Annotated in this window: 20 protein-coding genes and 1 pseudogene; 14 read left to right on the forward strand and 7 right to left on the reverse strand. The window is 66.4% G+C overall.

Features of this window, described 5'->3' with window-relative positions; all coding sequences use genetic code 11:
• Positions 1–215, forward strand: a pseudogene (locus QE494_RS08500) (ribonucleotide-diphosphate reductase subunit beta); the annotation flags it as partial.
• A 199-nt stretch (positions 216–414) separates the two neighbouring features.
• A complete protein-coding gene (locus QE494_RS08505) occupies positions 415–873 on the forward strand; it encodes a histone H1-like DNA-binding protein (RefSeq protein WP_300042496.1) in 459 nt (152 codons plus the stop codon).
• Between the two features lie 212 nt (positions 874–1,085).
• Here QE494_RS08505 and QE494_RS08510 read toward each other — a convergent pair whose 3' ends face one another.
• Positions 1,086–1,346 carry a hypothetical protein gene (locus QE494_RS08510; RefSeq protein ID WP_300042497.1) on the reverse strand — a complete coding sequence of 87 codons (261 nt, stop codon included), beginning with the start codon at positions 1,344–1,346 and terminating at the stop codon, positions 1,086–1,088.
• A gap of 232 nt (positions 1,347–1,578) precedes the next feature.
• Here QE494_RS08510 and QE494_RS08515 point away from each other — a divergent pair, with 232 nt between their 5' ends.
• The gene (locus QE494_RS08515; RefSeq protein ID WP_300042498.1) at positions 1,579–3,096 is read left to right on the forward strand and encodes an AMP nucleosidase; all 1,518 of its coding nucleotides are present in this window, start codon (positions 1,579–1,581) and stop codon (positions 3,094–3,096) included.
• A 64-nt stretch (positions 3,097–3,160) separates the two neighbouring features.
• Here QE494_RS08515 and asd read toward each other — a convergent pair whose 3' ends face one another.
• Entirely contained in the window at positions 3,161–3,982 is an 822-nt protein-coding gene (gene asd / locus QE494_RS08520; RefSeq protein WP_300042521.1) for an archaetidylserine decarboxylase, read from the reverse strand.
• Between the two features lie 117 nt (positions 3,983–4,099).
• On the opposite strand from asd, the gene QE494_RS08525 reads away from it, so the two are divergent.
• The 3 genes from QE494_RS08525 to QE494_RS08535 all read left to right on the forward strand — a co-directional run bounded on the left by QE494_RS08525 (position 4,100) and on the right by QE494_RS08535 (position 6,914).
• Entirely contained in the window at positions 4,100–5,029 is a 930-nt protein-coding gene (locus QE494_RS08525; protein WP_300042499.1) for an ATP-binding cassette domain-containing protein, read from the forward strand.
• A gap of 1 nt (position 5,030) precedes the next feature.
• Complete coding sequence (locus QE494_RS08530; protein WP_300042501.1) at positions 5,031–5,843, forward strand: ABC transporter permease; 813 nt, start codon at positions 5,031–5,033, stop codon at positions 5,841–5,843.
• A 75-nt stretch (positions 5,844–5,918) separates the two neighbouring features.
• Complete coding sequence (locus QE494_RS08535) at positions 5,919–6,914, forward strand: serine/threonine protein kinase (RefSeq protein WP_300042502.1); 996 nt, start codon at positions 5,919–5,921, stop codon at positions 6,912–6,914.
• A 7-nt stretch (positions 6,915–6,921) separates the two neighbouring features.
• Here QE494_RS08535 and htpG read toward each other — a convergent pair whose 3' ends face one another.
• Positions 6,922–8,844: a molecular chaperone HtpG gene (gene htpG, locus QE494_RS08540; RefSeq protein ID WP_300042503.1), complete on the reverse strand. Its 1,923-nt coding sequence runs from the start codon at positions 8,842–8,844 to the stop codon at positions 6,922–6,924.
• 177 nt (positions 8,845–9,021) lie between these two features.
• The gene (locus tag QE494_RS08545) at positions 9,022–9,792 is read right to left on the reverse strand and encodes a pseudouridine synthase (RefSeq protein ID WP_300042504.1); all 771 of its coding nucleotides are present in this window, start codon (positions 9,790–9,792) and stop codon (positions 9,022–9,024) included.
• A 109-nt stretch (positions 9,793–9,901) separates the two neighbouring features.
• Here QE494_RS08545 and QE494_RS08550 point away from each other — a divergent pair, with 109 nt between their 5' ends.
• Positions 9,902–10,738 carry a hypothetical protein gene (locus QE494_RS08550; RefSeq protein ID WP_300042505.1) on the forward strand — a complete coding sequence of 279 codons (837 nt, stop codon included), beginning with the start codon at positions 9,902–9,904 and terminating at the stop codon, positions 10,736–10,738.
• A gap of 83 nt (positions 10,739–10,821) precedes the next feature.
• Positions 10,822–11,817 carry a tripartite tricarboxylate transporter substrate-binding protein gene (locus tag QE494_RS08555; RefSeq protein WP_300042506.1) on the forward strand — a complete coding sequence of 332 codons (996 nt, stop codon included), beginning with the start codon at positions 10,822–10,824 and terminating at the stop codon, positions 11,815–11,817.
• Between the two features lie 144 nt (positions 11,818–11,961).
• Here QE494_RS08555 and QE494_RS08560 read toward each other — a convergent pair whose 3' ends face one another.
• Positions 11,962–12,282: a DUF1840 domain-containing protein gene (locus QE494_RS08560; RefSeq protein WP_300042507.1), complete on the reverse strand. Its 321-nt coding sequence runs from the start codon at positions 12,280–12,282 to the stop codon at positions 11,962–11,964.
• The gene (locus tag QE494_RS08565) at positions 12,283–13,545 is read right to left on the reverse strand and encodes a class I SAM-dependent methyltransferase (RefSeq protein ID WP_300042508.1); all 1,263 of its coding nucleotides are present in this window, start codon (positions 13,543–13,545) and stop codon (positions 12,283–12,285) included.
• A 110-nt stretch (positions 13,546–13,655) separates the two neighbouring features.
• On the opposite strand from QE494_RS08565, the gene gspF reads away from it, so the two are divergent.
• Together gspF and QE494_RS08575 are read left to right on the forward strand one after the other, a co-directional pair.
• On the forward strand, positions 13,656–14,864 hold the full coding sequence (gspF, locus tag QE494_RS08570; protein ID WP_300042509.1) for a type II secretion system inner membrane protein GspF: 1,209 nt from the start codon (positions 13,656–13,658) through the stop codon (positions 14,862–14,864).
• Between the two features lie 14 nt (positions 14,865–14,878).
• A complete protein-coding gene (locus QE494_RS08575; protein WP_300042510.1) occupies positions 14,879–15,778 on the forward strand; it encodes a 5'-nucleotidase in 900 nt (299 codons plus the stop codon).
• Between the two features lie 50 nt (positions 15,779–15,828).
• Here QE494_RS08575 and QE494_RS08580 read toward each other — a convergent pair whose 3' ends face one another.
• Entirely contained in the window at positions 15,829–16,809 is a 981-nt protein-coding gene (locus QE494_RS08580; RefSeq protein WP_300042511.1) for a DMT family transporter, read from the reverse strand.
• Between the two features lie 270 nt (positions 16,810–17,079).
• On the opposite strand from QE494_RS08580, the gene QE494_RS08585 reads away from it, so the two are divergent.
• From QE494_RS08585 to QE494_RS08600, 4 genes are all read left to right on the forward strand, one after another.
• Positions 17,080–17,370, forward strand: a complete 291-nt coding sequence (locus tag QE494_RS08585; protein WP_300042512.1) for a co-chaperone GroES — start codon at positions 17,080–17,082, stop codon at positions 17,368–17,370.
• Between the two features lie 60 nt (positions 17,371–17,430).
• Positions 17,431–19,074, forward strand: coding sequence for a chaperonin GroEL (gene groL / locus QE494_RS08590; protein WP_300042513.1), 1,644 nt, complete (start codon positions 17,431–17,433; stop codon positions 19,072–19,074).
• A 347-nt stretch (positions 19,075–19,421) separates the two neighbouring features.
• On the forward strand, positions 19,422–20,462 hold the full coding sequence (locus QE494_RS08595; RefSeq protein ID WP_300042522.1) for an ABC transporter ATP-binding protein: 1,041 nt from the start codon (positions 19,422–19,424) through the stop codon (positions 20,460–20,462).
• Positions 20,459–22,159, forward strand: a complete 1,701-nt coding sequence (locus tag QE494_RS08600) for an iron ABC transporter permease (RefSeq protein ID WP_300042514.1) — start codon at positions 20,459–20,461, stop codon at positions 22,157–22,159. Before QE494_RS08595 ends, QE494_RS08600 begins: the two co-directional genes overlap by 4 nt.
• Positions 22,160–22,201: the final 42 nt, after the last annotated feature.

Below are 22,201 nucleotides of genomic sequence, written 5' to 3' on the forward strand. Positions count from 1 at the left end.
GCGGCGTGCTCGGCATGAATGCCTCGATGTTCAAGGGCTACCTGCGCTACATCGCGAACCGTCGCGCTACGCAGATCGGCCTGGAAGCGCTTTTCCCCAACGAGGAAAACCCCTTCCCCTGGATGAGTGAAATGATTGACCTGAAGAAAGAGCGCAATTTCTTCGAAACCCGCGTGATTGAGTACCAGTCGGGTGGCGCGCTTTCCTGGGATTGAATGGCAACTGCGACTCGTTGGAGTTTGAGTTAGAAGATTTGCCCGCATTGTCGACTGGCCCGTCAGAGGCCGGCGACACGCGGGTTACCGTGTTCATGTCGCTGGGCTCTGGCCCAACGGCATGAATCGCTCTGATGCCCCCGGGGGCTTTTAGAGTGTTTCTTCCGTTGATGTTGATCAACTTGAACAGGAGATAGAAATGGCAACTGCAAAGAAACCGGCCGCCAAGAAGGCCGCCACCAAGAAGCCGGCCGCTAAGAAGGTCGCTGCGAAGAAGCCCGCCGCCAAGAAGCCGGCGGCCAAGAAGGTAGCCGCGAAGAAGCCGGCAGCCAAGAAGGTTGCGGCTAAGAAGCCGGCGGCCAAGAAGGTAGCCGCGAAGAAGCCGGCAGCGAAGAAGGCTGCTGCCAAGAAGCCCGCTGCGAAGAAGGCTGCTGCCAAGAAGCCCGCCGCGAAGAAGGCTGCTGCCAAAAAGCCTGCGAAAAAGGCCGCTGCGAAAAAGGCCGCCAAAAAGCCTGCTGCGAAGAAAGCCGCGAAAAAGCCCGCTGCGAAGAAAGCGAAGCCTGCCGCTGCAGCCCCTGCTGCAGCCCCGGCTCCTGCCGCGCAGACCACGCTGAGCCCCCAGGCCGCCTGGCCTTTCCCGACGGCCAGCAAGCCCTGAGCGACAGCGCGGACCCAGGTTCGCGTCGCCACAAAACCCGGCACCGCAAGGTGTCGGGTTTTTTTATGAGCTCCGACCCGGCACCGCAAGGTATCGGTTTTTTTACGAGCTCCGACCCAGCACCGCAAGGTGTCGGGTTTCTTTATGGGCGCTCACCCTGCACCACAAGGTGCGGGCTCTCTCAGGGTGCTGGTGTCTGTGCCGGCCCGCGCTCAGTTCATCGCCGTCCGCCAAGGACGGCCCAGTCCCACAGCCTTGTCGTCCTCAGGAGGCAAATAGACCGTCGTGCGGTCTATCTTGGCGTCAAAGGCCGCCAGTTCCGCGCTGGCGCTGCGGATCACTGCCCGGTCTAGCGGATGGCAGCGGCGCTGACTTAGCTTGCTGAGTTGCTCGGATCGGGCTATCTCCTGCCAAACACCTTCGGGGTCGGTCATGAGGGCGAAGGGGTTGTCTGCCGGGGTGTCAGATCGCATGGGCGAGCGCTCCTCTTTCTATGGGCCAAGGAGAAATCAAGGGCGCCGCCCTGAAGGACGGCGGTCGGACTGTGGCAGATGGGCCGTTTTCTGTAACGTCGGGCATGAGCGTGATGGTCCGTAGGACACAGCCCGACAAAACGGAGCGGACGGCTCTCTGCCGCGCAGTCTGAAGGGCGGGGCGCATCTGGCCCGCGCCACCCCTGTAAAAACTGCCGGGCACAATCAGCCGATGACCGCGACACCTGCCTTCATCGCCCCCACCCACCACGAGGACCCGGCGCAAGCGCTGGCCCAGGTCCGCAAGATCTACAACCAGCAGGTGAGCCACCTGCGCGAGGCGGTTGCGCGCTTTGCCGCCGGCGAGACGCTGGCCAGTCGGGTGCGCGCCTGCTACCCCTATGTGCGCATCGAGGTCGCCAGCAGCCTGCGGCCGCAGGCCATGCAAGGCCAAGCCGAGGGACAGGGCCTGTCCTACGGCTTTGCCACCAGCGCGGGCCGTTACGAAACCACACTGACGCGGCCCGACCTGTACGGCAACTACCTGCTGGAGCAGTTCAGGCTTCTGCGCCAGAACCACGGCGTGCAATTGGAGGTGGGCACCAGCCATGAGCCGATTCCGGTCCACTTTTCCTTCGCGGAGGGCGACCATGTCGAGGGCCAGCTCGGCGCCGACCGGCGTGCGCTGATGCGGGACCTGTTCGACCTGCCGGACCTAACCGCGATGGACGACGGCATTGCCAACGGCACCCGCGAGCCGCGACCGGGCGAGGCCCGGCCGCTGTCTCTTTTTTCAGCGCCACGCATCGACTACTCGCTGCAGCGGCTGCGGCACTACACCGGTACTGCCCCGGACTGGTTCCAGAACTTTGTCCTGTTCACCAATTACCAGTTCTACATCGACGAGTTCGTCCGCTTGGGCCGTCAGGCCATGGCCGACCCGAGCAGCCCCTATGTCGCCTTTGTCGAGCCGGGCAATGTGGTGACCCACCGCCAGGGCCTGCCCGAGTCCGACCGGTTGCAGGGCCCGGGCCTGCCGGGCGTAGCGCCGCCCCGGCTGCCGCAAATGCCGGCCTACCACCTGCTGCGGCCCGGCCACGGCGGCATCACCATGATCAACATCGGCGTCGGCCCAGCCAACGCCAAGACCATCACCGACCATGTGGCGGTGCTGCGGCCGCATGCCTGGCTGATGCTGGGGCACTGCGCCGGCCTGCGTCAGAGCCAGCAACTGGGCGACTATGTGCTGGCCCACGCCTATGTGCGCGAGGACCATGTGCTCGACGAAGACCTGCCACCCTGGGTACCGATTCCGGCCCTGTCCGAGATCCAGCTCGCGCTCGAACGGGCGGTGGCCGACGTGAGCGGCAGCCAGGGCGAAGCGCTCAAGCACATCATGCGCACCGGCACCGTGGCCAGCACCGACAACCGCAACTGGGAACTGCTTGGGGGCAACACCGCCCAACGCCGCTTCAGCCAGAGCCGGGCGGTGGCACTGGACATGGAAAGCGCCACCATCGCCGCCAACGGTTTTCGCTTCCGGGTCCCTTATGGCACCTTGCTGTGCGTGAGCGACAAGCCCCTGCACGGAGAGATCAAGCTGCCTGGCATGGCCGACCACTTCTATCGCGCGCGAGTTGACCAGCACCTGCGCATTGGCATGCGAGCAGTGGAAATCCTGCGCGAAGGCGGCAGCCAGCGCCTGCACAGTCGCAAGCTGCGCGCCTTCGACGAGGTGGCGTTTCAGTAGGCCCCGTGACCTGAGGCATCAAGGCGGCCTGCGCGATGCGCACCCGCATCGGGCGGGGGCGGGTTCAGTCCGTGTCAGTGCGCGACGCAAGGTCCGGGGACGGCGTTGCACTCGAGGCCATGGCCTCGCCCAGACGCACCGGGCGCGCCGGCGCCCAGTCGGGGTGAAAGCTCGCCACGTCCTTCGGGAACAAAATCACCACGGTGGATCCGAGCAGGAACCGCCCCATTTCCTGCCCCTGGCGCAGCACCACACTGCCCGGCTCATAGCGCCATTGGCGCACATGCCCGGTACGGGGCGGGTTGACCACCCCGTGCCACACGGTAGCCATACTGCCCACGATGGTGGCGCCGACCAGCACCAGAACCATGGGCCCCTGCGCCGTCTCGAACAGGCAGACCACCCGCTCGTTGCGGGCGAACAGGCCCGGCACATGACGGGCGGTGAGCGGGTTGACCGAGTACAGATCGCCCGGCACGTAGATCATGCGGGTGAGCGAACCCTCGCAGGGCATGTGAATGCGGTGGTAGTCGCGCGGCGACAAATACAGCGTGGCGAACTGCCCGCCGTCAAAACGCCGAGCCAGCGCCTCGTCGCCAGCGAGCAGGGCCTGCGCGCTGTAGCTGTGGCCCTTGGCCTGGAAGATCTGTCCCTGCTCGATGGGCCCAAACTGACTGATGGCACCGTCGACCGGGCAGATGAAGGGTGCATCCGCCATCGGCCGCGCCCCAGGGCGCAGCGCCCGGGTGAAAAACTCGTTGAAGGTCGGATACGCCTCGACGCGGGGGTCGGCCGCCTCGCTCATATCCACCCGGTAGCGGGTGACAAAGCGTCCGATCGCAGCCCGCGTCACTGGCCCACCGCGCCAACCGGCGAAGGCGCCCATGAGGCGGGTCAGAAGGCGCTTGGGCAGCAGGTGCTGCAAGGTGATGGCAAAAGGTGGCACGGGGAAATTTTACGTGCCGGGCAGACGCCTGCCGCGCTAGGCCACAATGAGGCCCGCATGCCTGATTTGAACCCCCTGTTCGAGGTCCGCCACCTGACCAAGCGCTTCGGCGATGCCACAGTGGTTGACGACCTGTCCTTCGACATCGCGCCTGGCGAATGCCTGGGCGTGATCGGCCCCAATGGCGCCGGTAAAACGACCACCATCCGGATGTGTCTGGGCCTGACCGCCCCAGACGGCGGTGAAATTCGCGCCTTGGGCCTGTCCATGCCGCGCGACGCCCTGGCGATCAAGCAGCAACTCGGGGTGGTCGCCCAGTTCGACACCCTGGACCCGGACTTCACCTGCGCCGAAAACCTGCTGGTCTACGGCCGCTACTTCGGCATGCGCGCCGCCGAGGTCCGCAGCCGCGTCCCCGAGTTGCTGGAGTTCGCCGCACTCTCGCACAAAGCCGACGCCAAGCCGGGCCAGCTCTCCGGCGGCATGCGCCGCCGACTCTCTCTGGCACGGGCTCTGGTCAATGACCCGCGCCTCTTGCTGCTGGACGAACCCACCACCGGCCTCGACCCACAGGCCCGCCACCTCATGTGGGAGCGGCTGCAGCTGCTGCTGCAACAGGGCAAGTCCATCCTACTGACCACCCACTTCATGGACGAGGCCGAGCGCATGTGCACCCGGCTGCTGGTGATGGACCATGGCCGCAAGATTGCCGAAGGCACGCCGCGCGCGCTGATCGCCGAGCACCTCGAGCCCGACGTGGTCGAGGCCTACGGCAACGGCGCGCTGACCCTGGTCGACTCGCCGCTGCGTCAAATGGCGCAGCGAGTGGAGGTCAGCGGCGAGACCGTGTTTTTCTACACCCAGGACGCACGGGCTCTGTTGGCGGCGCTGGGCGCCCACGCGGGCCTGCGTACCCTGCACCGTCCGGCCAATCTGGAGGACCTGTTCCTCAAGCTCACCGGCCGCCAGATCCGCGAGGAAGGTTGACATGTCTGCCCCCACTTCCGCCCCGAGCCTGTGGCGACGGCCCGACCTGTCGGCCCGCTGGTGGCCGGTGTTCATGCGCAACCTGCTGGTCTGGCGCAAGCTGGCGGTGCCCAGCCTGATCGGCAACATCGCCGAGCCACTGATGTGGCTAGTGGCCTTCGGCTACGGCATGGGCGCCCTGATCGGCCAGGTTCGTATCGGCGACGAGCAAGTGCCCTACCTGGTCTTCCTGGCCAGCGGCTCGGTCTGCATGAGCGCAATGAACGCGGCCTCCTTCGAGGCGCTTTACTCGGCCTTCTCCCGCATGCATGTGCAAAAGACCTGGGACGGCATCATGAACGCGCCGGTCACCCTGGACAACGTGCTCATGGCCGAAATGCTATGGGCAGCATGGAAGTCGGTGTTCACCGTGACGGCCATCCTGCTGGTGATGGTGGCTCTGGGTATCAGCACCAGCCCCAAGCTGCTGGTGGCCTGGGTCGTGCTGCTGGGAGCGGGCATCACCTTCTCCTGCATTGCGCTCATCTTCAACGCAATGGCCAAGGGCTACGACTTCTTCACCTATTACTTCACCCTGGGCCTCACGCCCATGATGTTTCTCTCGGGTGTGTTCTTCCCGCTAGAGCAGTTGCCCGAGGGCGTGCGCTGGGTCGCCGGCTGGCTGCCGCTGACCGCAGCGGTTGAACTGGTGCGACCCATGTTCCTGGACCACTGGCCCAGCGAGCCCCTGCGGCACCTGCTGGTGCTGGGCGTGTACGCGGTCGGTGGCTTCTGGCTGGCCCTGGGCCTAACGCGCAAACGGTTCCAGGCCTGAGACAGCGCGGACCCACAGCCCCCAAAGGGGCCAGGTCCGCGCCAATCCGCGTGTCAAAGGGGGACAATCCCCGCCATGTCCGATGCGCTCCACCCCTACGCGACCCTCACCCCTGACGCGGTGATGGACGCGCTGTCTTCCATCGGCCTATGGGGCGACGGCCGCCTGACTGCGCTGTCTTCCTATGAAAACCGGGTCTACCAAATCGGTCTCGACGAGCCCTTCGAAGGCCACGCGCAGGTGGTCGCCAAGTTTTACCGGCCTGACCGCTGGAGCGAGGACGCCATCCTCGAGGAGCATGCATTCGCCGCCGAACTGGCAGCGGCCGAAGTGCCCGCGGTGGCGCCGCTGGTGGTCCAGGGGCGCACGTTGCACCAGCACGCGGGCTTTGCCTTCAGCGTGAGCCCGCGCCGCGGCGGACGCACCCCCGAACTTGACGACGCCGAGGTGCTGGAGTGGATCGGGCGCTTTCTTGCGCGCATCCATGTCGTAGGTGCGGCCGGGCCATTCCACCATCGGCCCACGCTGGACCTGGCCAGCTTCGCGATCGAGCCCCGCGACTGGCTGCTGGCCCACGACGCCATTCCTCTTGACGTTGGCTCGACCTGGGAGCGCCTGTGCAACGAGGCAATCGCGGCAGCGGGCGCCGCGCTGTCGGCCCTCTCGCCCCAACACCTGCGGCTGCATGGCGACTGCCACCCGGGCAACATCCTGTGGACGCCCGACCAGGGCCCCCACTTCGTCGATCTCGACGACGCCCGCATGGGCCCGGCAGTGCAAGACCTGTGGATGCTGCAGTCGGGCGACCGTGTGCAGCGCCAGCGCCAGCTGGGCGCGCTTATTGACGGCTACGAGCAGTTCCGCGAATTCGACCGGCGCGAGCTGGCGCTCATCGAGCCGCTGCGTACGCTGCGCCTCATCCACTACAGCGCCTGGCTGGCCCGGCGCTGGGACGACCCGGCCTTTCCCCGGGCCTTTCCCTGGTTTGGCAGCAGCGACTACTGGAAGGGCCAGTGCCAGATGCTCGAGGACCAACTCGAGTCGATGGAGGAGCCGCCGCTGGTGGTGTGAGCCGGGCTCAGACCAGCAGCGCGTTCACCCGCTTCACATACGCCGCCGGGTCCTCCGGCAGGCCGCCCTCGGCCAGCACCGCCTGGTCGAACAGGATGTGCGCCAGGTCATGAAAGTGCACTGAGCCGTCCAGCTTTTTGACCAGCGCGTGATCGGGGTTGACCTCCAGCACCGGCTTGGTCTCGGGCGCCTTCTGGCCCGCCTGTTTGAGCATTCGTGACAGCTGCAAACTCATGCCGCCGTCCTGCACCACCAGGCAGGCGGGCGAATCGACCAGGCGCGCGGTCACCCGCACGTCCTCGGCGCGGTCCTTGAGGGCCTCCTTGAGCTTGGCCAGCACCGGCTTGAAGGCCTCCGCCGCTTCTTCGGCCGCCTTCTTCTCGGCGTCGTCCTGCAGCGTGCCCAGGTCGACCGCACCCTTGGCCACCGACTGCAACGACGTGCCGTCGAACTCGGGCAAGTGGCCGAGGGCCCACTCGTCGACCCGGTCGGCCATGAGCAGCACCTCGATGCCCTTTTTGCGGAACACCTCCAGCTGCGGGCTGTTCTTGGCTGCGGCCAGCGTCTCTGCGGTGATGTAGTAAATCGCCTCCTGGCCCTCCTTCATGCGCGCCTTGTAGTCGGCCAGGGACAGGCTGGCCGTGTCGGACGTGGTAGACGCAAACCGCAGCAGCTTGGCAATGCGCTCGCGGTTGGCGAAGTCCTCGCCCAGACCCTCTTTGAGCACTGCGCCGAACTCGGCGTAGAACTTGCCGTACTTGGCTTTGTCCTCCTCGGAGGCGGCCTCGTCCTTCTCGTGCTTGGCGAGGTCCTCCAGCATCGACAGCACCCGCTTGGTTGACCCCTCGCGGATGGCGCGCACATCGCGGCTTTCCTGCAGCAGCTCGCGCGAGACGTTGAGCGGCAGATCGGCCGAGTCGATCACGCCTTTCACGAAGCGCAGGTACACCGGCATCAGCGCCTCGGCGTCGTCCATGATGAAGACGCGCTTGACGTAGAGCTTGACCCCGGCCTTTTTGTCACGGTTCCACAGGTCGAAGGGGGCGCGCTGCGGAATGAACAGCAGCTGCGTGTATTCGGTCGATCCCTCCACCTTGTTGTGGGCCCAGGACAGCGGGGCTTCGTGGTCGTGGCTGATCGCCTTGTAGAAGTCGGCGTACTGCTCGGGCGTGATGTCTTTCTTGGCCCGGGTCCACAGGGCACTGGCCTGGTTGACGGTTTCCCACTCGTCGGTGGTCACCATCTCGCCGGGCTGCTCGTTCTCGCCCTCTTTCCACTCCTCCTTGCGCATGCGAATGGGCAGGGCGATATGGTCGGAGTACTTGCCGATGATGTCTTTGAGGCGCCAAGTGGAGAGGTACTCGGACGCGTCCTCGCGCAGGTGCAAGGTGATGGCGGTGCCCCGCTCGGCGCGGGTGATGTCGTCGACCTCGAAGTCACCGCTGCCGCCGCTGACCCAGCGCACGCCCGCCTCAGGCGGCAGGCCAGCGCGGCGCGACTCAACGGAAATGCGGTCGGCCACGATGAAGCCGGAGTAAAAGCCCACCCCGAACTGGCCAATGAGCTGGCCCTGCTCGCTGGCACTGGACTTTTGCGCGTCCGACAGACGCGAGACGAAATCGCGGGTGCCGGACTTGGCAATCGTGCCCAGGTTGTCGATCGCCTCCTGGCGCGACAGGCCGATGCCGTTGTCTGTGATGGTGAGCGTGCCGGCCTGCTTGTCAAAGGCGACGCGCACCGCCAACTCGGGCTGGTCTTCGTACAGCGCCGAGTCATCCAGGGCTTCAAAGCGCAGCTTGTCGCAGGCGTCGGAGGCGTTGGAGACCAGCTCGCGCAGGAAAATCTCTTTGTTCGAGTACAGGGAGTGGGTGACCAGGTGCAGCAGCTGGGCCACTTCGGCCTGGAAGGACAGGGTCTGTTTTTGGGTCATGTCGGGTGGGCTGAATCAGAAACGGGAACAGGAATAGGAGCCGAATTGGAGGCGAGGCCGGCCGCCGCTCGCAGGTGGCGAGCTTGCCAGTTCGCCGGGTTATCAGGCCAAGCCTGAAGCTGGGGCGGGCGCCGGTAATTTCAAGACCCTCGTGCCGGCCAGGTGGCCCGGGCGCCCTCAGAAACGCTCGCTGGGTCCCAGGTAGCGCCACTGCCCCGCCGGCAGCTGGCCCAGGGTGACACGGCCAATCCGCACCCGCTTGAGGCCTACCACTTTGAGCCCCACCGCCTCGCACATGCGGCGGATCTGGCGCTTGCGGCCCTCGGTCAGCACGAAGCGCAGCTGCTCGGGGTTCTGCCAGTCGACCCGGGCCGGCTTGAGCGGTTTGCCATCGAGCGACAAACCGTGGCGCAGCCGGGCCAGGCCCTCGCGCGGGAAGGCGCGCTCGACATCGGCAGTGACCTCGCCAAAGCTCACCCGTACCAGGTACTCCTTCTCCACCCCGGAGTCCTCCCCGACGAGCTGGCGTGCGACCCGTCCGTCCTGGGTGAGCACCAGCAGCCCGGTGGAGTCGATGTCCAGCCGGCCGGCGGGGGCCAGCCCTTTGAGCTGCGCTGGCGAAAAGCGCAGGTGCGAGGGGTCGCCACGCCAGTGGCTGCGCCCCTGCACCAGAGTCACGGCCGGCTGGTGGCCGTCCTCGGCCTGGCCGCTCACATAGCCCACCGGCTTGTGCAGGAGCACCGTGACCTGCTGCGCCTGCTGCCCGCGGGCCGCCGGGTCGACTTCAATGCGGGCCTGCGGCCCCACTTGCAGGCCCATGGGGGCAACCTGGCCGTCGACCCGCACCCAGCCGCGGGCGATCCAGGCATCGGCCTCGCGGCGCGAGCACAGGCCAAGCTCGGCCATGCGCTTGTTGAGTCGGGATGTGGTTTCTACGCTGTGATTCATGACAGTCTGGGGATTATCGTTTTCCCGCAGGGGGACCTCGCGCCCGGGGAGTCGGGATTCCAATGGGGGCGAATATGCCGCACCGCCGCACCACTCATTGGAGCGACCCATGTACCGCCTTCCGCACTTCCCCCAAAGCCGGCGCGCCTGCGTCGGTACCCAGTTAGCCCTGCGTCCGCCAGCGACGGAGGGACGCATCTCACCCGACCCGCCTGAAAACCCCCATGCGGCCAGCGTGCCGGTGGCGCGGCCGGCACCTCCAGGTGGGACGGGTCGCCCCGCCTACCTCCTCGATCGGCTGCCCCTGGACAGGGACCGCATCGGCCATGCCGCGCTGGTGAGCGGACTTGCCCAAGGCGTGCCCCTGGGCCTGTCCTTCGCCCTCAGCGGCCTCGCCCGAGCCAGCGGGCCGGCGCATGTGAAGGTGCTGGCGGGCTTTCTTCCGGTCGCCGCAGCCCTGGCCACCGCGCCGGGTGAGCAGGCGCTGCGGAACTGGCTGGGCTCTCAGGCCACGCTCCCTGCGCAGCCCACGCTGGCTCAGGATGCCATCCCCGGCGTGTTGCTGTTTCTGACCAACTTCGCCTGGCAACGGCTACCGGGGCCCCCACGCCCCCCCGCAGCGTCCGTAGCCGGGCTGGCGGCCACGGTGGGCATCTCGATGGTGGGGTCCCTGCTCGGGGGCGCCCTGTCCGAGGCCCTGTCGCAGACCGCCCCAGCGCCGCCCGGGACGCCCCCCATCCCCGCTGCTCACAAGGGCATGGGCAGAGCCCTGAGCCTGCTCCCGCTGGCGCTCTGGCTGCAGGGGCCGGCCTGCATGGCCACCGCCGGCCGGCCCCTCCCCCGCTGGAGCGGTCTGGCGGGCACTGGCCTGGCCTGCGCCGGCTGGACATTCCGCCGGATCCTCACCAACCCGCCAGAGCGTCCGAAGCCTCCGGTATCCGCGTAAGCCCTAGGGAATTTTTTGAGTAAACGCGAGGCCGGCGTCCCGGTCAGCACTAACATCCCGGGATTACACAGTGAGGAGTTTTCATGAAATCCATCAAGCGCGTACTGTCACTGGCCGCCCTGGCCGCGGCCGCGACCGGCGTCTGGGCCCAAACGGCCAGCTACCCGGCGCCTGACAAGAACATCACCATCATCGTGCCCTTTGTCGCGGGCGGCCCGACCGACCGCGTCGCGCGCGACTTAGCTGAGGCCATGCGCAAGCCCCTGGGCGGCGCCACCATCGTGATCGAGAACGCGCTGGGCGCCGGCGGCTCTATCGGTGCGGCCAAGTTAACCCGCTCCCAGCCGGACGGCTACACCCTGATGCTGCACCACATCAGCATGGCCACCATGCCGACCCTGGTGCGCAATATCTCCTTCAAGGTCGACAGCGACTTCGAGTACCTGGGCATGATCAACGACGTGCCGATGACCATCATCGCCCGTCCGAACATGGAGGCCAACAACTTCAAGGACCTGGTCACCTGGATCAACCAGAACAAGGACAAGATCAACATCGGCAACGCTGGCATCGGCTCGGCCTCCCATCTGTGCGGGCTGCTGCTGCAAAACGCACTCAAGGTCGATATGACCACGGTGCCGTTCTCGGGTACCGCCCCCGCCCTGGTCTCCCTGATCGGCGGCCAGATCGACCTGCTGTGCGACCAGACCACCAACACGTCCGCTCAGATCGAGGGCAAGAAGGTCAAGGCCTACGCCGTCACCACGCCCAAGCGCCTGACCACCGCGGCTCTGAAAGACCTGCCCACGCTCGATGAAGTCGGGCTCAAGGGTCTGCAAGTCACCATCTTCCACGGCCTGTACGCGCCCAAAGGAACGCCCGCCGCGATCCAGAAGCGCCTGAACGACGCCCTCAAGGTGGCCCTGAAGGACCCCGAGTTCGTCAAGAAGCAAGAGGGCCTCGGCGCAGTGGTCGTGTCCGACAGCCGTGTCGAACCTGCCGAACACAAGAAGTTCGTCCTGTCCGAAATCGAAAAGTGGAGCCCCATCATCAAGGCTGCTGGCGTCTACGCCAACTGAGCACGACTCGGTTCATGCACAAAGGCCACCCTCGGGTGGCCTTTTTTATTTCCGGGCCACCACGAGGGTGGCCTTTTTTATTTCCGGGCCACCACGAGGGCGGCCTTTTTATTTGCGGGCCACCTACAGGCGGCCCCGTACTTCTCACACACCCCAAGTGATTTCGTGCTGGTCCTTGGCTGCCCGGCGCAGCATGTCCATCATGGGCACGGCGCGCTGACGCAGGCTCACGGGCGGCCGGACGGGCGCCCGCCCCTCCGCCCGGGCGGCCTCGTCCGCCTCGCGCTGGCGCGTCTCTTCGGCGGCAATGGCCTGATCCAACGCAGCCTGGGCGGCCGCTATCTGCTCGGGCAGGATGATGCCGGTGGGCCCGGGGTCCTTGCCGATGATCTCCAACAGCCGGCGACCATCGGCCTCCAGCATGATGAGGTCACCGGCCGCCTTGGTCTTGAACTTGTAGAGCATTCAGTGTGCGGGGTACATGTAGCCCCGATGGAAAGGGTAATCTGATTGTGCGCCGGGCAGCGGTCCGCTGTGCGTCTTGCCGTCGGTGCGGCTGGCCAGTACCTGATGCAGGGCCAGCCAGCCTTGCTCGAAGCCGAGGGCGCAACCCGCCAGATACAGGCGGTAGGCGCGCAAAAGTTTTTCTGCCTGCGCCGCCCCATGCGGGCGAGCCAGCGCAGCCCGCGCCTCAGGCAGGCGGGCCTCCAGAGCGTCCGACCAGGCCCACAGCGTGCGTGCGTAATGCGGCCGCAGGTTTTCGGCGTCGAGCATCTCCAGCCCGCCCTGGGTCAGGGCGCGCAGGACCCGGCTGCCGTGCACCAGTTCACCGCCGGGAAAGATGTAGCGGTCGATGAAGGCGCCAATGCCGCTGCCCAACTCGGCGTTGTCCAGACCACCGGCGGTGATGCCGTGGTTGAGCACAAGCCCGCCGGGGCGCAGCAGACCGCGGATCCGGGCGAAGTAGCCCGGAAGATGGACCCGGCCCACATGCTCGAACATGCCGACGGAGGCGATGCGGTCGAAGCCCTGCGCCACGTCCAGGTCGCGGTAGTCGCGCAGTTCTATGCGCACACGCCCTTGCAGGCCTCGCGCCGCGATGAGACGGCTCACATGGGCGAATTGCTGGCGCGAAAGGGTGATGCCGTGGGCCTGGACCCCGTAGTGCTCGGCCGCCCAGAGCAGAAGGCCGCCCCAGCCCGCGCCGATGTCGAGAAAGCGCTCGCCCGGCCGCAGCATCAGCTTGCGGCAAATCAGGTCCAGCTTGGCCTCCTGGGCCTGGGCCAGCCCCATGTCGGGGTGCTCGAAATAGGCGCAGGAGTAGACGCGCCGCGGGTCGAGCCAGAGCGCGTAGAACTCGTCGCCGACGTCATAGTGAAAGCGGATTTGGCGCGCGTCGCGCGCTCGTGTGTGCCCGAGCCAGGAGCGCAGGCGCGCCCAGACGCCAGCGCCCGGCCCCGCATGCACGGGCGACCCCGGCAACAGGTGCGCCGCGGCGGCCATGACCGCCCGCATGCTGCCCTGAAGCTCGGTTCGGCCCTCGACAATGTCTTCGGCCACCTGCCCCACCCGGCCCGCGGCGAGGGCAGCCACACCCGGCCAGCCGGAAAAGCGCAGCTTGACCTGCGCCTGAGCCGGCCCGAGCAGACGCCCGCCGGGCAGCAACAAGGCCAGGTCGACCGGCGCCGTAGCCAGTTGGGGCGCCATTTTGCGAACCAGAGCATCCATAGAAAATTCTGTGCTTCAGACTCGAACCCGGCAAGCCAGCCGGCTGTAGGACAAGCGCGCATTTCCAAGGGGCATGGTCGCCGCACGGGTCGACCGCCATAATCTGCTGCATGCCGGCCTATGCCTTCGAAGCCCTGGACGCTCAGGGCGCCACCCGCCAGGGCGTGATGGAAGCCGACACCGCACGTGCGGTGCGCGCACTGCTGCGAGCGCAGGCCCTGGTGCCTCTGGATGTGCACCCGGTTGCCGGAGCGTCGGGCCCCAAGAGCTGGGTCACCCGGCCGGTGTTTGGCAGCACCGGGCTGGCGGTATGGACCCGTCAGCTCGCAGGCTTGGTCTCCGCCGGCCTGCCCCTTGAACGCGCGCTCACCGCCCTGGCCGAAGAAGCCGACGACGAGCGCCAGCGCAGCTTGGTAGCGGCGCTGCGCGCCGAGGTCAATGCGGGCGCCTCCTTCGGCCGCGCGCTGGCGCAATTTCCCCGCGACTTTCCCGAGGTCTACGTGGCGGTCGTTGGCGCCGGCGAACAAAGCGGCCAACTGGGCACGGTGCTCGAACGCCTGGCCGATGACCTCGAGGCGCAGCAGGCCCTGCGTGCGCGTTTGTTGGGGGCCGCCCTCTACCCGGCCATCGTGACCGTGGTGGCCATCGTGATCGTCATATTCCTGGTGACCTATGTGGTGCCGCAGGTGGCCAGCGTGTTCGTAGGCACCAAGCGGAGCCTGCCCATGCTCACCAGCCTGATGCTGGGCCTCAGCGCCGCGGTGCGGGACTGGGGATGGTGGGCCTTGGCAGTGCTCGTGGCCGCCGGCAGCGGCTTGGCACTGGCCCTGCGCAACCCCGTGCTGCGCGAGCGTTTCGACGCCGCCTGGCTGCGGCTGCCCCTGGTAGGTCGGCTCGCGCGCGGCTACAACGCAGCGCGCTTTGCCAGCACCCTGGCCATGCTGGTGGCCGGTGGTGTGCCCATTTTGAAAGCCTTGCAGGCCGCCGGCGAGACGCTGGGCAACCGCTCCCTGCGCGCCGACGCGATGGACGCCCTGGTGCTGGTGCGCGAGGGCGCGCCGCTGGCCTCGGCCCTGGCGCAAAAGCCGCGCTTTCCGGGCCTGCTGTCGATGTTCGCCCGCCTCGGCGAGCAAACCGGCCAACTGCCCGCCATGCTGCAACGCGCCGCTGACCAGTTGTCGGCCGAGGTGCAGCGGCGCGCCATGCACCTGGCCACCATTTTGGAGCCCCTACTCATCGTCGCGATGGGCGGCGTGGTGATGGTCATCGTGCTGGCGGTGCTGCTTCCCATCATCCAGCTCAATCAGTGGGTGCGTTGAATGAAAGACACCCCATGGCCGTGAGCCTGCAGGACAAGCTGGTAGTCGCGATCTCCTCGCGCGCACTGTTCAACTTCGAGGAGGAAAACCGCTTCTTCGAAGGCGGCGACCCCGGCGCCTACATGGCGTTGCAGCTGGACCGGCTCGACCTGCCGGCGCGTCCGGGCATTGCCTTCTCCTTGATCAAGAAGCTGCTGGCCTTCAATGAGCCGGACCAGCAGCGGGTGGAAGTGGTGATCCTCTCGCGCAACGACCCGGTCTCGGGCATGCGCATCTTCCGCTCGGTCAAAGCCAATGAAATCGCGCTGCAGCGCGGCGTGTTCACCCAGGGCCGGCCTCCCTTTCGCTACCTCAAGCCTTTGGGCGCGCACCTGTTCCTCTCGGCCAACCACGAGGATGTGCGCGAGGCACTCAACGCTGGCTTTCCGGCCGCCCGCGTGCTCACCGAGTCGGTCCAGGCCAGCGACGCCTACCCCGATGAAGTGCGCATCGCCTTTGATGGCGACGCCGTGCTCTTTTCCGACGAGGCCGAGCGGGTCTACCAGGCCGAAGGCCTTGATGCCTTCGTCCGCCACGAGCAGTCCAAGGCCCGGGTGCCGCTGCCCGAAGGCCCTTTCAAGCCCCTGCTTGCCGCGCTGCACCGTCTGCAGCAGTCGGGCGGGCCCACCATGCGCATCCGCACTGCCCTGGTGACGGCACGCAGCGCGCCGGCGCACGAGCGCGCCATTCGCACGCTGATGGACTGGGACATTCAGGTCGACGAGGCGATGTTCCTGGGCGGCCTGCCCAAAGGGGAGTTTCTGCGCGAGTTCGAGCCGGATTTCTTTTTCGACGACCAGACCGGCCATGTGAACCATGCAGCCCGCCATGTGCCGGCCGGCCATGTCGCTGGCGGCGTGTCCAACGAGGGCTGAGTCCACGCCAGGCAGCGTCTGTTGCTGCGTGTGCGGGACCCGCCCCGGAATCAGTCGGGCGTGGCGCGTTGCGCAAGTGCATCTGACCTGCGTGCCTGACTGACCTCTCGGGCTTCGCGGGCCTCGCGCCGGGCCAGCCAAACCGTCGAGGCGGCAATGACGACACCGCCAGCCAAGGTCCACGCCGTGGGCAGTTCACCGAAAAGAGCCCAACCCAGCAGGGAAGCCCAGAGCAGTTCCAAAAACTTCACCGGCTGAGTGGCAGAGATATCAGCCGTCTTGAAGGCCCGAGTCATGCAGTAATTCCCCGAAGAACCCATCACGCCGCACAGGAGCACCAAGGCCCACTGCCCCGCGCTGGGCCAGATCCAAGGCCAGAGCAGGGCCAGCGGCAAGCCAAAGCAGGCCACGGTGAAGGTCTGCCAGACGACGATCACTTCCGGCCGCTCATGGCGCGTCAGGGCTTTGGTCAGCAGGTAGGAGCCCGCGAAGACCGAGGTGGAGGCCAGCATCACCAGCATGTAGCCCCCCCCCTCGCCGGTGACCCGCGGCGCCATGACCAGCAAGACGCCGCAAAAGCCGGCAAGGGCGGCTACCCATCTTGCCCACCGCATCGGCTCACCCAGGAACAAGGATGCGCCCAGCATGATCAGCAGCGGGCCGCTGAAGCTGATGGCGGTGGTGTCGGCCAGCGACACATGGACGACCGCAAGAAACCACAATGTGAGGCCGCCGGTGTGAAGCGCGCCGCGCAGGAACTGACCTGGAATGCTCAGGGGCCGCCAATAAGCCAAACCGGCACGCAGCATGAGCGGAGTCAGCACCACGATGCCGGCGGCGTATCGCAGGAACAGGGTCTCGAAGGGGCCGAGCTGCCGGGTCAATTCGCGCATCACGGCGTTGAGGAAAATGAACTGGAGCCCAGCCAGGCCAGCCCAGAGCATTCCGCGCAGCACCGGCGAGAGGCGGCTGGCGCGCCAGCGCAGGCGCGCCAGAAGACGCAGAGGAAGGGGGCGGCGGGAGGCAGACATGGGGTCGAGACCTGAGCACTATAGGGGGCCCACTCGCTCCGCCGGTTGCCGCAGGCGACTGCGTGCGGCCGCGAAATGAACCCCAAAGAATTCAGGCCAGGCGCCCGATTTGCGGGATTTCCCGGCCCAGGCCTTGAAACCGCCTCGGATGCCCCTATCATTGGCACTCGCCGGGGACGAGTGCTAACAACGCACGCCTTCCCGCCGTTTCCGGGGCCGCCCGCGCGGCCCCACAGTTGGCAAACAAGCAAAACCCGTCAAGGAGAACACATGGCACTGATTCCTCAGAACGATCGCGTGATCGTCGAGCGCCTCGAAAACGAGACCAAAACCGCTTCCGGCATTGTCATTCCCGACAACGCCGCCGAAAAGCCCGATCAGGGCAAGGTCCTCGCCGTCGGCCCCGGCCGCCGCAATGAAAAGGGCGACCGCATCCCGATGGAGCTCAAGGTCGGCGACCTTGTCCTGTTCGGCAAGTACAGCGGTCAGACCGTCAAGGTCGACGGCAAGGAACTGCTGGTCATGAAGGAAGAAGACGTCTTCGCCGTGGTCCAGAAGTAATCAAGTTAGCGATTACTTTCACCCAATCCCCCCTATTTACTGAATTTCGGAGTCCTACAAATGGCAGCTAAAGACGTAGTTTTCGGCGGTGACGCACGTGCCCGCATGGTTGAAGGCGTGAACATCCTGGCCAACGCGGTCAAGGTCACCCTGGGCCCCAAGGGCCGCAACGTGGTGCTCGAGCGCTCCTTCGGCGCCCCCACCGTGACCAAGGACGGTGTGTCCGTGGCCAAGGAAATCGAGCTCAAGGACAAGCTCCAGAACATGGGCGCGCAGATGGTCAAGGAAGTCGCTTCCAAGACCTCCGACAACGCCGGCGACGGCACCACCACCGCCACCGTGCTGGCCCAGTCCATCGTCCGCGAAGGCATGAAGTACGTGGCCGCCGGCATGAACCCGATGGACCTCAAGCGCGGCATCGACAAGGCCGTTGAGGCCCTGATCGTTCAGCTGAAGAACGCCTCCAAGCCGACCACCACCTCCAAGGAAATCGCCCAAGTCGGCTCGATCTCCGCCAACAGCGACGTCTCCATCGGCGACATCATCGCCAACGCGATGGACAAAGTCGGCAAGGAAGGCGTGATCACCGTGGAAGACGGCAAGTCCCTGCAAAACGAACTCGACGTCGTCGAGGGCATGCAGTTCGACCGCGGCTACCTGTCGCCCTACTTCATCAACAACCCGGAGAAGCAATCCGCCCTCCTGGACAACCCCTTCGTGCTGCTCTACGACAAGAAGATCAGCAACATCCGTGACCTGCTGCCCGCACTGGAGCAAGTGGCCAAGTCGGGCCGTCCGCTGCTGATCATTGCCGAAGAAGTCGAGGGCGAAGCCCTGGCGACCCTGGTGGTCAACACCATCCGCGGCATCCTCAAAGTCGTGGCCGTCAAGGCCCCGGGCTTCGGCGACCGTCGCAAGGCCATGCTGGAAGACATCGCCATCCTGACCGGTGGCAAGGTCATCGCTGAAGAAGTGGGCCTGACCCTCGAGAAGGTGACCCTGGCCGACCTGGGCCAGGCCAAGCGCATCGAAGTGGGCAAGGAAAACACCACCATCATCGACGGCGCTGGCGCTGCCGGTGACATCGAAGCGCGCGTCAAGCAGATCCGCGTGCAGATCGAAGAAGCCACCTCCGACTACGACCGCGAGAAGCTGCAAGAGCGCGTGGCCAAGCTGGCCGGCGGCGTGGCCGTCATCAAGGTCGGTGCCGCCACCGAAGTCGAGATGAAGGAAAAGAAGGCCCGCGTGGAAGACGCCCTGCACGCCACCCGCGCTGCGGTGGAAGAAGGCATCGTCGCAGGTGGTGGCGTGGCGCTGCTGCGCGCCAAGCAGGCTGCTGGCACGATCAAGGGTGACAACCCCGACCAAGACGCCGGTATCAAGCTGGTGCTCAAGGCCATCGAAGCGCCCCTGCGCGAAATCGTGGCCAACGCCGGTGGCGAGCCCTCTGTGGTGGTCAATGCCGTTCTGAACGGCAAAGGCAACTACGGCTTCAACGCTGCCAACGACACCTACGGCGACATGATCGAGATGGGCATCCTGGATCCCACCAAGGTCACCCGCACCGCGCTGCAAAACGCGGCCTCCGTGGCGTCCCTGATGCTCACCACCGAGTGCATGGTCTCCGAAGCACCGAAGGACGATGCTCCCGCCGGTGGCGGCATGCCCGGTGGCATGGGCGATATGGGCGGCATGGGCATGTAATGCGCGAAGGTGGCAACGCTTGGGCGTTGCCACCCGTGCATGGGCGACACGCCTAAAAGGGCCGGGGTTTTCCCCGGCCTTTTTTCTTGGCCACTCGCTCTTTCGCACGAATCGTTCCAGTATTCGGAAAACTCTGAGCTCATCAGGTAATGTGATAGCCTCCGGCCGGTTATTTCGGCTGCCATCTTGCATTCGAAATGCCCATTTCGGATCCCACACGGATGACTTTGCCGCGAACGACATCAACGGCTCCAAAGGCCTTGGGAGCGGGCACGCCCCGGGTCTCGGTTCGGGGCCTCACCAAACGATTCAAGACCCGCACGCGTGAGCATGTCGCCTTGAACGATGTGTCCCTGGACATCGGTCCAGACGAGTTCGTCGTCCTGCTGGGGCCTTCCGGTTGCGGCAAGACCACGCTGCTCCGATCGATCGCCGGGCTGGAGCAGCCCGAGTCTGGGGAAATCCTTCTTGACGGAGAGCCTGTGTCGTCGGCGCGCCAGGGCATCTGGGTGCCGCCCGAGGCGCGTCGCCTGGGCATGGTGTTTCAGAGCTACGCGCTCTGGCCGCACATGAGCGTGTTCGAGAACGTGGCCTATCCCTTGCGCAATGCGGGCGTGGCTTCAGGCGAAATTGCGCCACGCGTAACTCAGGCGCTGGCGCGCGTCGGACTGGAGGCCCTCGGGGCATCGAGCCCCGGCCAGTTGTCGGGTGGGCAGCAGCAGCGCGTGGCGCTGGCCCGCGCCTTGGTGGCGACAGGCGGCCTGGTACTGTTCGATGAGCCGCTGTCCAACCTCGACGCCAAGGTGCGTGCGCGCCTGCGCCTGGAACTGGCAACGCTTCAGCGCAGCCTGGGCTTTGCCGCGCTTTACGTCACGCACGACCAAGCCGAGGCTCTGGCGCTGGCCGACCGTATTGCGGTGATGGATTCGGGGCGCATCGCCCAGATCGGCACTCCCGAAGAAATCTACGACAGCCCTGCCACTCGCTACGTCGCGGACTTCATCGGCAGCGCGAATGAGGTGCAGGGTGAGGTGGAGTCCTGCCAGGCGGACGAATGCGTGGTGGCGACGCCTGTCGGACGACTAATCGGCCGAGTCCGGGCGGGCGCGATCCGGCCCGGCCAGAAGGTGGCCGTGATGTTCCGGCCCGAGCACTGCGCGGTGGGCGCAAGGACAGCGGACACCCCGACGGGACTCAACCGCATTGAGGGCATCCTGGAGCGCTCGGTCTTTCAGGGCGCCATCCGCGAGCACGTGCTGCGCGCCGGCGAACACTTGGTGGTCACCCTGGGTATCGGCGCCGAGGCGATGGCCCAGGCGGCCCCTGCAGCGGTGACGGTGCCAGTGGCGCGAACGTGGGTCTATGCCCTGGAGGATGCAGCCGGATGAGGGTAGGCACAGGTCGTACCGGTCTGCCTGCCGGGTTCGAGGTCCTGCTGGTGGCCAGTTTGGTGCTGGTGACCGTGTTCCTCGTCTACCCCTTGGGTGTGGCGGTGTTCCGAACCCTGGGGGAGGCCCCGGCCGGTATTGCGGCGATTGGCAAGTCCATCGAGTCGGGGGCTCTGTTGCGCGTCTTGCGCAACACGGCAATCATTGTGTTTGGCGGAGCGGCACTGGCCACGGTGGTGGGCGCAGTGCTGGCCTTCATTAATGAACGCACCGACGGCTCACTGGGCGCGAGCGGCGAGTTGCTGCCCCTGGCCCCGATGATCGTGCCGCCGATCGCGGGCGTGATTGGCTGGGCCATCTTGCTCGATCCGCGCGTTGGCTTGGTCAATGGCGCGCTCAAGAACATCTTGGAGCGGGTTGGCATCACTCTCGACAGCGGGCCCCTAGACATCTACACGCCCACCGGTCTGGTCTTCGTCACCGGCCTGTACTTGGTACCCTATGTGTACCTGATCGTGGCAGCGGCGCTGCGCGGGCTGGACGCCTCGCTGGACGAAGCCTCCCGGGTGCACGGCGCCTCGCCGCTGCGCACCATGCTGCGGGTCACGCTGCCGGCCGTGCGCCCCGCCATCGCGGCCGGCGCGCTGACCGCTGTGATCGGCGGCATCGGCTTGTTCTCGGTGCCCATCGTGCTGGGCACCGCAGCCCGGATGGACGTGATTTCGGTGCACATCTACCGGCTGTTCGAGCAGTTTCCGCCGCAGACCGCGACTGGCTTGATGCTCAGCGCCGCGATGGTGGCGGTGGTCCAGGCCCTGTTGCTGGCCCAGCGCTGGCTAGTGCCTTCTGAGGGCCATGCGGTGATCGGCGGACGCGGCGGGCGTGCCGGCCTGATCCGTCTGGGACGCTGGCGCCGCCCCGCGCAGGGCCTGGCCATCGGCTACCTGCTGGCGACCTCGGTGCTTCCGGTGCTCGGCTTGGCCATCGTCTCTCTGCAACCCTTCTGGACGCCGATCATCGACAGCGCGCAGTTCACCCTGGCCAATTACACCTTTGTGCTGTTCGAGAACGGCCCAACCAGCCGCGCCTTCGTCACCAGCCTGGGTTTGGGGGCGGCCACGGCGACCGCCGCTGTGTTGATTGCGGCGCTGCTGCTCCTGGGGTCTCGGCAGAGCCAAGGGGCCGTCGCCAAAGCGTCGGACATGGTCCTGACCCTGCCGGCCACCTTGCCGCACACGGTGATCGGGGTGGCCTTTCTGATCACGTTCACGCCTGCGCCCTTCAAGTTGTACGGCACGACGACGCTTTTGTTCCTCGCCTACCTGGCGATGGCGCTGCCCTTCGCTGCGCGTGCCGCCGCAGCAGCAGCCAGCGGCATAGGCGCCGATCTGTCCGAGGCCTCGCGTATTGCCGGTGCCGGTCGCGGTCGCACCTTCCTGCGCATCCTGTTGCCGCTGTCGCTGCCCGGCCTCATGGCGGGCTGGATCATCGTCTTCATCCACACTGCCGGAGAAGTGACCGCTTCGAGCCTGCTGGCGGGCGCCCGCAACCCGGTCATCGGCCGTGTCATGACAGAGCTGTGGGTATTTGGCAGCTTCCCGCAGCTAGCAGCCATGTCCATCGTGGTGACCGCCGTGACCTCCACCGGCGTCGCCGTGATGCTGTATTTCACGCGCAGGGCTACCCTCAGGGGCTGAGCGTGGCACCCGTTCGAGATCCCCACAACAACCAGGAGACGA

Source organism: Ramlibacter sp., from assembly GCF_029866045.1.
Classification (GTDB): domain Bacteria; phylum Pseudomonadota; class Gammaproteobacteria; order Burkholderiales; family Burkholderiaceae_C; genus Ramlibacter.